7 protein-coding genes and 2 pseudogenes are annotated in these 8,706 nt (G+C 49.0%); 4 read left to right on the top strand and 5 right to left on the bottom strand.

The annotated features are described in order from the left end of the window. Window positions 1-90: 90 nt before the first annotated feature. A pseudogene (locus VSX56_RS20050) lies at window positions 91-494 on the top strand (DDE-type integrase/transposase/recombinase); the annotation flags it as partial. 144 nt (window positions 495-638) lie between these two features. Here VSX56_RS20050 and VSX56_RS20055 read toward each other — a convergent pair. The 4 genes from VSX56_RS20055 to VSX56_RS20070 form a co-directional block, all read right to left on the bottom strand. After that, a complete protein-coding gene (locus VSX56_RS20055) occupies window positions 639-1,550 on the bottom strand; it encodes a glycosyltransferase family 2 protein (protein ID WP_350939321.1) in 912 nt (303 codons plus the stop codon). A gap of 98 nt (window positions 1,551-1,648) precedes the next feature. Then, window positions 1,649-2,623, bottom strand: coding sequence for a glycosyltransferase family 2 protein (locus VSX56_RS20060; protein WP_350939316.1), 975 nt, complete (start codon window positions 2,621-2,623; stop codon window positions 1,649-1,651). 2 nt (window positions 2,624-2,625) lie between these two features. Continuing rightward, entirely contained in the window at window positions 2,626-3,474 is an 849-nt protein-coding gene (locus tag VSX56_RS20065; protein ID WP_350939317.1) for a sulfotransferase domain-containing protein, read from the bottom strand. After that, on the bottom strand, window positions 3,471-4,562 hold the full coding sequence (locus VSX56_RS20070) for a glycosyltransferase family 2 protein (RefSeq protein ID WP_350939318.1): 1,092 nt from the start codon (window positions 4,560-4,562) through the stop codon (window positions 3,471-3,473). Before VSX56_RS20070 ends, VSX56_RS20065 begins: the two co-directional genes overlap by 4 nt. A gap of 165 nt (window positions 4,563-4,727) precedes the next feature. Here VSX56_RS20070 and VSX56_RS20075 point away from each other — a divergent pair, with 165 nt between their 5' ends. The 3 genes and pseudogenes from VSX56_RS20075 to VSX56_RS20085 all read left to right on the top strand — a co-directional run bounded on the left by VSX56_RS20075 (window position 4,728) and on the right by VSX56_RS20085 (window position 8,055). Beyond that, window positions 4,728-6,227, top strand: coding sequence for a hypothetical protein (locus tag VSX56_RS20075; protein ID WP_350939319.1), 1,500 nt, complete (start codon window positions 4,728-4,730; stop codon window positions 6,225-6,227). A 100-nt stretch (window positions 6,228-6,327) separates the two neighbouring features. Further along, a pseudogene (locus tag VSX56_RS20080) lies at window positions 6,328-6,441 on the top strand (IS110 family transposase); the annotation flags it as partial. 537 nt (window positions 6,442-6,978) lie between these two features. Then, window positions 6,979-8,055: an acyltransferase family protein gene (locus VSX56_RS20085; RefSeq protein WP_350939320.1), complete on the top strand. Its 1,077-nt coding sequence runs from the start codon at window positions 6,979-6,981 to the stop codon at window positions 8,053-8,055. A 317-nt stretch (window positions 8,056-8,372) separates the two neighbouring features. On the opposite strand, the gene VSX56_RS20090 is transcribed toward VSX56_RS20085, so the two are convergent. After that, window positions 8,373-8,706 (bottom strand): transposase (locus tag VSX56_RS20090; RefSeq protein WP_350938465.1); only part of this gene is annotated, 334 nt, incomplete at its 5' end.

Genomic DNA, 8,706 nt, shown 5'->3' on the forward strand with positions numbered 1-8,706 from the left:
ACGCGCATCGCAAACCAATGGCCCGCCGCCGAGATCGACGCACTCATGCCATGGAACTATAGGCCCTGAACGGCCTCGGCTTGCCGCTTACACGGACGCTATGGCTATCGCCAGATCACGGGCCTTCTGGTTCAGGCGGGATGGTGCGTCAACCACAAGCGGGTCGAGCTCATTTGGCGACGCGAGGGGCTTGAAGTCCCGCAAAAGCAGAAGAAACGCGGGCGGCTCTGGCTGGCAGATGGCTCTTGCGTCCGACTGCGGGCCGAGCGGCCGAACCACGTCTGGTCTTACGATTTCGTCCAAGACAAGACCGCGGACGGGCGAGCCTACCGCATGCTCAATATCGTCGATGAGTTCACCTAGGGACGGTGCTGGTGATCCGCGTCAAACGCAAGCTGAACTCGGTCGATGTCATCAACGCACTGACTGATCTGTTCATCCTTCGCGGTCCGCCGGAGTTTATCAGGTCAGATAACGGCCCCGAATTCATCGCGACCAAGAGGCGGTTACGTGATATCAATGGCAGAATAAAAAGATCCGCTGCACAAAGCAAGTTCAGCGCTTCAACCGAGATAAGGTCCGAAAAATAAAATATTAATTCGAATTTTTATACGTAACGGCCAGAAACAATAGGGCGATCATCCACTCAATATCCTCCGGAGATGAAACGCAGCGAAGTTTGCAAATGATTTGGGATGATATCGTAGAGATAAAATAAAAATCTTGACGGCTCTAGGAACATCTCCAGCTTTTAATACCCCGACCCCTTGCATAACAAGATTTTTCCCAAATAAGCGGCACCAATGTACCCTACCTACTTGCCAATCACCTTTATATTGCGGGTGTCGGTCAACAAATTTCCGCTGCTTCTCCATAAACTGAAGACTAGTCGTCAACATTGCTTCAGCATCATTCGAGCCGTTTTCTCCATGACGCCGGTATGCAACCACATCGATATCATGACAGTGAACAGGATAATTTTGCGCTACTCGAAGATAAATATCTGAATCTTCACCACCGCGCTTAAATGACGTGTCAAAACCACCTATTTCCTGAAGTACTTTTGTTCTGAACATTACGACCGAAGGTGGAACAAACATCGACCCACGCAACATTGTTCCATAATCGCACAATCCAGTAGATCCAAACCGATCTCCCGTTACATCGCCATTTTCATTAATACCTATAGAGAACCCGCCACTAAATGCGGCATGGAGGTTATTATTTAACATGCGTACCCCAACCTCAACATTGTTGGGCAGCAGAAGATCATCCTGATCGAGAATAATAAGAGCATCTCCAACGGCCTGCATAATACCGTTATTTCTGGCTGCACAGCGACCAGCATTGGGCTGCGCAACGAGGCGTACTAGAGGATTATAATTCTCAACAAGATCTCTTGTATTATCACTAGATCCATCATCTACGACGATAATTTCGCAAACGGGGTAGCTTTGATTCAAAATGCTATCCAAGGTTTCAATGATATATTTAGCTCCGTTCCATGAAGCAATAACAACCGAGACTGTCGTTACCTTCGGAAAAACCATCTTCAAGAAAACTCCAACTTCTAGTTGCCGACCACATTGGATGATAAGAAGTCGCTCTACCCTATCAAGCTAGCCTCAAATGTTTTTCTTACAGCTAACTATTTATATTCTATCAACTTTGAACGTCGCCCACTTAATTGGCGAAGATAAAACTCTAAGATCCCTTGGCTCTCAGCGAATTTGGCCACGGTAAGGAGTAGTGCTTCCTCCCAAGCATCGCGCCTCCCACCCTTACGTTTTGCTAATCGCATAACTTGTAAAGGATATATTCCAATTAATAATAATGACCATAAACCGATCGCAAGAAGTGACGCCATCAACACAAGCGGCATTGCCATTCCCCAGAATAAAGCCCTGCGTACCTGTGCAACGTTATGTCGCTCCGGAGGTGCACCATGTAGATAAGCTCCCTCCGCGTAAGCATGCCCCGCACGGCGCGCGCGTTTCCAGAACTGCCCAAAGCGAAATATTGCGGCATCGTGCCAAGTCATTTCGACATCAATCCGATGAATTTCCCAGCCTTTTGCACGCAACCGGACACACAGTTCCGGCTCCTCCCCGGCAATCATGGTCGGATCGTAACCGCCTACCTCGTCCAGAGCATCCATACGCATCAATGCGTCCCCACCGCAGGAGCGCGCTAGACCTATCGGTGTATTCCATTCGCGATCACACTGTGCATTATAAACTGAAGCCTCAGGAAACCGTTCGCGTCTACGACCGCATACCACGCCCGCCAGCGGCCGAGAAAACATCGTCTCTAACGCATCTTCGAGCCAGCCTGACCGCAACTCACAATCACCATCGATGAACTGCACAAATTCTACGCCTGGTAAGCTTCGACGAAGCAGTTCGAGTCCTTCGTTACGAGCGCGCGCTGCAGTGAAAGGAAGGGACATATCAAGCGCCAAAACTCTCGCCCTGCGCGCCTGCGCCACGTCCACTGAACCATCAGTTGACCCACTATCAACGTAGATCACCTGTTTAAAATCAGACAAAGAATCGATACAGGAAATCAATCTTTTGCCTTCATTACGCCCGATCACTACGGCACCGCAAGAAAACTGACTCATAGTTACTTTGGCTCCGGATAAATAAGTGCCATATTTTGCTTCTCGGGAAACAAAGCCAAAAATTGAGATCTATCCGTGCGGAAGGTCTCAACAAGTTTTGCACGGCTAGCACTTGATAGAATAGGCCTTTCCTGCATTTGCCGAGCAGCTTTAATACGATCACGTACTGTCTGAGGGATCAGGTTACGACGCAGCCAAGTGGCTAACGGATTGGCGAATACAAGCCCATGCAAGGGGAAGCGGCGAACACGTTCAGCTGAGACATTCATACGTCCCAAGTCATGCTTCCATACAAGATCAGTTTTTCCAAGGTGTATACCGGCACGGTCCAGTAGTCCCTGAGGGTCATCTTTTAGTTCGGACATATTAGCGACCATGATGTCACTCCCGAAGGCTTCCACCCACGGCGTGAGTTGCCTACCGTAGCAGGAATAACTGATCAGTTCAGGATGAGTTTCGAGGGCCCGATCAAGCGGATCACGTATGACACCTTGCGACCATTCGTGGATGTAGTGAGAGATTAAACGATCTACTGGATCACGCAGCATATAAATTAGTTTTGGAGCTTTCCCTGCTTGGATTGCAGCGCTTCGCACCCGTTCCACAGTTCTAGGAAAGGTTGGCAACTTTGTGTATTGCGTCGAAGCCTCACCCTTAACGTCGTCCCGATCAGCCGATGCAAAAAGCTTATCATACCAAGACTGCCCTTGAGAAAATACGGCATCATCGGCAAAAAAGGCAGGCTCCTTAGGCTGGGTCATAAATACACCAGGCTGAGCACCGAGTTGAGCCGCTAGCGTTGACGTACCGCATTTCATTGCGCCAATAATCAAATAGTCTGGACAGATCATAGCGCAACTTTCTGGTCAGATTGTGTCGCTGTCGACGAATGTATGAAGCCGTCATAGTGGGCTGAATGGCCCGTCCCAGATGGAGCGTAACGATCCCCCAAAGGACTTGAAATATTGGTCCAAATATCTCGCCACTCGCAACTATTGGATGGCGGAATAGGCTTGCCAGTCAAGACCCGTAGATGGGCCAGAATTCGTCCGAAGATCCAAGCAAAATTCGCGAGCCAAAGCCCGACGGGACCATGAGCCTGATACAATAAACGACTGCGTGACGCATAAAAGTACCTTGGCATACGCTTCTTCTGAGCGGCTAAGGCCTTAACCGGCCCAGAACCGCCACGAAAATGGATCGCATGCGCCTCGGGCACGTAGCATATTTTCCACCCCGAACGTACAGCCCGTAAGCAATACTCGGTATCCTCAAAGTATAGAAAATACCCCTCGTCCATTGGACCAAGCTTATCCACCATGCTCCCGCGCAGTAATATACAAGCAAAACTTGCCCAGCCGATCTGATCAGGTCGAGGTGGCATCTCAAGTGCCACCACATGGCGAGAAAGAAGGCTAGTAACCTGACGAGTACCAGCCCCACGAATGAGCTCTGATTGCGGCGAGGCAACCCTGAAACAACTAACTTGTTGCCCCCCGGCGTCATAGTCTATGCGCGGCGCAAAGAGACCTGCTTGATGCTCTTTGGCTGCAGCCTGAAGCATAGCCTTGCAGAATCCGCGTTTCAGTACGGCATCTGAATTCAGGATCAGGTAAAATGCTGCTCGGCATACTGCAATTGCCTGATTATGCCCTCCAGAAAAACCCGTATTAACCGCTGAGATCACTAGCGTGACGCGATCAGAAAGTCCTTCATCTGCAATCCAAGCAGCTAATTTTTCCTCAGAGTCATCACCAGATCCGTTCTCAACAAGAACAACATGTCCGTCAATCCCATCTGACTCAAGATCGTCAAGCACCGAACGTGTACATTCGATGGTCATCTGAGCGGTACGGAAGTTTATGATGGAAATACATATGGACGTTGTAGCCCTATCAGCTTCAGGTAGAACGTCGGACGCGCCAAACATTTCTGGCATATATGGAAAATCCCTCGAGCAAGGCCATGGATAACAATCATAATCGCGATCTATCTAGCGCTTAAAGGCTTAAGTCACATTTTGTGCTCGTAAATTTCGCCTCGGCGTGAAAATCTACCGCTACAAGGACTGCACGCTCAAGATCCGGAAAGCTTTTAGACGATTATGCCCAACACGCTCGCCACATTTGTCTTGTTTTCATGGCCTTTAGTTACTTGGCTTCTATTCAAGAAATATCGCGTTTCGATAGCGCTTCCAGCAACAATTATCTTTGGCTATCTCTTTATCCCAGAACGCATCAGCTTCGACCCCCCACTTTTGCCGGCGATTGATAAAAGCTTCATGCCTAGTCTTTGCACGATTTTGTTTCTCGCAGCACACAATTCACGACTAAAACGGGTGAGTATAAAACGCGCTCAAAAGTCCAATGTAAATCGTAGTGTAAAGGACCGTACTGAACGTACAAGCCCCGGTTCTCGAGTGGCGCGTTTGGTACCACTCATTCTTCTACTGATGCTCTGTGCGCCGGTTCTTACATGGCTTACAAATCAAAATGCGCTAATCTATGGCTCTCGTTACCTCAAAGGCATCGCACTCTATGATATGCTTTCCATGGTACAAAATCTCGCAGTTATCTTCTTGCCATTTTGGTTGGCTCGAAGGGAACTCGGGACACCCCAAGCGGCAAATGATCTACTAAAAGTTTTTGCCATCGCCTCGCTGATTTACTCGGTTTTGGTGATGTGGGAAGCGAGAATGAGCCCTCAGTTAAATCGTGATTTATACGGCTTCTTCGCCAGCGATTGGCGCCAACACGTGCGTGAAGGATTCCGGCCGATTGTGTTTCTCGCTCACGGGCTTCGCGTCGGAATTTTTATTTGTATGGGTGCGCTTGCATGCGCCGCTTTGGCTCGTGCCAATATCGACGGGCGAAGATCACGCTGGCTACTAGCGACAGCTTGGATGATAGTTGTGCTTTATTTTTCTCGAAATCTCGGCGCAATGCTAATCTGTCTACCATTGACAGCTGTCATACTTGTAGCGCCCTTAAAGATTCAATTCCTATTGGCCGGCCTGACTTCAATTACAGTCCTACTATACCCTATGGCTCGCGGCAGCGGCGCGATTCCGACTGAACGCATTACTGATTATGTTGCATTAATTAGTCCCGAGCGCGCTGCTTCATTTGAATATCGACTGAGAAATGAAGATATTCTTCTTGAAAAAGCGAATGAGAAGCCATTGACAGGATGGGGAGGTTTTGGACGCTCCCGTGTTTTCGACCCTATTACAGGCGCAGACCAATCAACGACCGACGGCAGTTGGGTAATCTCGATTGGGGTGTATGGATGGGTCGGATATCTTGGACAGTTTGGTCTTCTATGTGGGGGAGCCATTCTCATGTGGCTGCGCCATCGACGCTATGGCCTCAATACACTAGATTCTGGTATCGCACTCATTTTGGTGGCTAACCTTGTTGATCTGATTCCGAATTCCTCATTAGTACCCATTCTGTGGCTGATGGCTGGTGCAACCTGGTCTCGAAGTGAATACGGCGCACGCCATCCTGCCACTTTTCTCTCCCCACGAACACGAACACGAACACGAACACGAACATCCTTGTCAAAAAATCAAGTGTCATCCCCCCAAATACCAATTGATTAAAACATATTACGGCCCTTCATGGACCGTGATGATTTAACCGCCCTCCGACGGCACCTCTGTGCCAAGGTGGGTCTGCAACGATCCACAAAGGGGAACGGTCATGTCGGAATTTTTCCCAGTCGGACTGGACCTGGTGAGGAATGTGTTTCAGATTTACGGCGCTGACTGCAAAGGTCGCGCAATCTTGTGCAAGAATCTCAGAAGGGCGCAGATGGGGCAAGTTGCGCACATTGGTGAGAAGGCTTCACCGCGTGAGTCCGGATGGTCAGATCATCTGCCATGCCAAATCCTGCGCCAAATCCTGCCAACACCCGCTACCGCACGACGAACTGGTCTGACTGGTCTTGTCCTACTGAAGTGGTCCACCTTTTGGGATAATTTATCCCGCATTATGGAGGACTACTTAGATTGCAGGCAAACGCGAGGAGCCGGAAGATGTTGTTATGGAACCAGAGATAGACAGGGCGGAAGTCACGCGGAGCGGGTGCTCACGAAGACAAAAATAGTAGCCTGTAGGGACCGTTTTTCTTTACTGACAATGTATATTCTCCGACGTGCAACGGATGCACTGTATCGACTCAGCTGAATCTGCTTAGGTTAAGTATCTTAGTCCGAATGCTTCGATAGGCGTGCGTATGACAAGGGCCTGATGAAGGAGACGATTGTTGTAGAAACGATTAAGTCGCCAATGATGCGCGTCATGCGCTTAAGAAATTAATTAGCACTGATGAGTTAACGGGAGTTCATTCACTTGCCTTCTTCAGAAGCTAACCGCGAAGTTTGGTTAGACGTAATTCGCGGCGTAACAATAACCCTTGTTGTCCTGCATCATTCAATGATTGCAACAAAATATTGGTCCCAATCGCACGATATCGAACTGCATCGATTTCTAGGTGAATTTGGAGCAGCAATGGGTATGGCTAGGATGCCAGCCTTTTTTTTATGTTCTGGTATTCTTTTTGCAGAACCTGCGCGGCGAGGGATTAAATGGTTTCTGAAAAATAGATTTTTGTGGGCTTTCTGGGTAGTGTTGCTTTGGACGACAATCACATATCTGGCGTCGCAGATTGGCATCCATCATTATCCTTGGATAAGCAACGAAAGTGCCTCCTACCAAATTCTTTTCCTTATAAATCCGTATGGAAATTTCTGGTTCATCTATGCAATCGCAATACTGGGAGCGATGACAGTCATATTTCGGCGACTTCCGATTGGGATCAAATCTATTTTGGTTTTAGTATCTTCCGCCCTTATGCTCGCCAGTCTGGACGTATTCAATTATTCGTCTGGAATGAAAACACTTATATGGAATCTTGGCGCACGCGGAATACTGTTTTTCTCGATGGGTGTATTTCTCGCTTCGCACTTACGTAAACCATTCAAGACGAAATATACCGTTGCCGCATTGATGCTATCAATTTGGTTTGTAGCTTACGTTATAAAACGGCAAGGGATTTTTTCTTACGACCTGGCAACGTTTCTCCTGCAACTACCTGCGACTATTGCCTTTGTTTATCTTGTACAGTTCGTAGCACAGCGCGCCGAATGGTTCTCCCAATGCTTCTCGAGGCTCGGAAAGTATTCACTGGATATTTTTCTTCTACATCAATTCTTTATCGGACTAATTTATGCAACCCTAGTTACAGTTGGCTTTACCATTTCAAGCACCGTTACACTTGCGATTATTTTTTCAGGATCAGTAATATTCGCTCTAATAAGCGGAATTATACTTAGGCAATCTCCTAAGAATTTTTTTTTCAAGACACCACCTCTACCTAAGCGCATAGTATCGTTAATCTGCCCTGATCTTAAAGGGATACGGAAGTAGAACTTTCTAGGCAAGACGAACGAGGAGATTCCGGTGAAGAAGACATGATTAACCGAAGCGCTGATGATGGGCGTGTTGCGCTAGATGGAGGGCGGTGTTCATGCTGCTGTCAAAACGCAGACAGCGACCATTAGAAAGTCGCAGTTCCACAATGACTGGCCGAGAGGGGGCAGCGGATTGTACGGGGGCGGAAGCCTGCCCGAGATCGACCGGCAGAAAGACCGCGCCCCGATCCGGCGACCAAAGCCCTTTCAATCGTGTCCCAACTGATGGTGTAGCTCATAGCGGGCCTCGTGCTGACTGGCGGGCCGAGCTGATCAGTCGCGCTGCGCTGCAGGCAAGCTGACCACGACATCATCGCAGATTGGCGCCAGCGTTTCCAGTGTCATGTATCGACCGCGCTGGACGGTCCATTCCTCGGTCTGCTCCATCAGGATGGCCCCAACGAGGCGGCGGATCGAAGCCTCATTAGGAAAGATCCCGACCACGTCCGTACGGCGCTTGATCTCGCCGTTTAGGCGCTCCATCGGATTTGTGCTGTGTAGCTTCGTTCGATGCTGCTGGGGAAAGGTCATGTAGGCCAGCACATCCTCCTCGGCGCCGTCCATGAGGGTCGCCAGCTTTGGCAGTTTCGGACGCATCTGATCAGCG

Source organism: Thioclava kandeliae (genome assembly GCF_040297545.1).
In the GTDB taxonomy this organism is placed as follows: domain Bacteria; phylum Pseudomonadota; class Alphaproteobacteria; order Rhodobacterales; family Rhodobacteraceae; genus Thioclava; species Thioclava kandeliae.

What these genes read in the sequence shown, in the direction of transcription:
- VSX56_RS20055 (WP_350939321.1), bottom strand. Translation starts at nt 1,550, where the DNA reads ATGGTTTTTCCGAAGGTAACGACAGTCTCGGTTGTTATTGCTTCATGG.
- VSX56_RS20060 (WP_350939316.1), bottom strand. Translation starts at nt 2,623, where the DNA reads ATGAGTCAGTTTTCTTGCGGTGCCGTAGTGATCGGGCGTAATGAAGGC.
- VSX56_RS20065 (WP_350939317.1), bottom strand. Translation starts at nt 3,474, where the DNA reads ATGATCTGTCCAGACTATTTGATTATTGGCGCAATGAAATGCGGTACG.
- VSX56_RS20070 (WP_350939318.1), bottom strand. Translation starts at nt 4,562, where the DNA reads ATGCCAGAAATGTTTGGCGCGTCCGACGTTCTACCTGAAGCTGATAGG.
- VSX56_RS20075 (WP_350939319.1), top strand. Translation starts at nt 4,728, where the DNA reads ATGCCCAACACGCTCGCCACATTTGTCTTGTTTTCATGGCCTTTAGTT.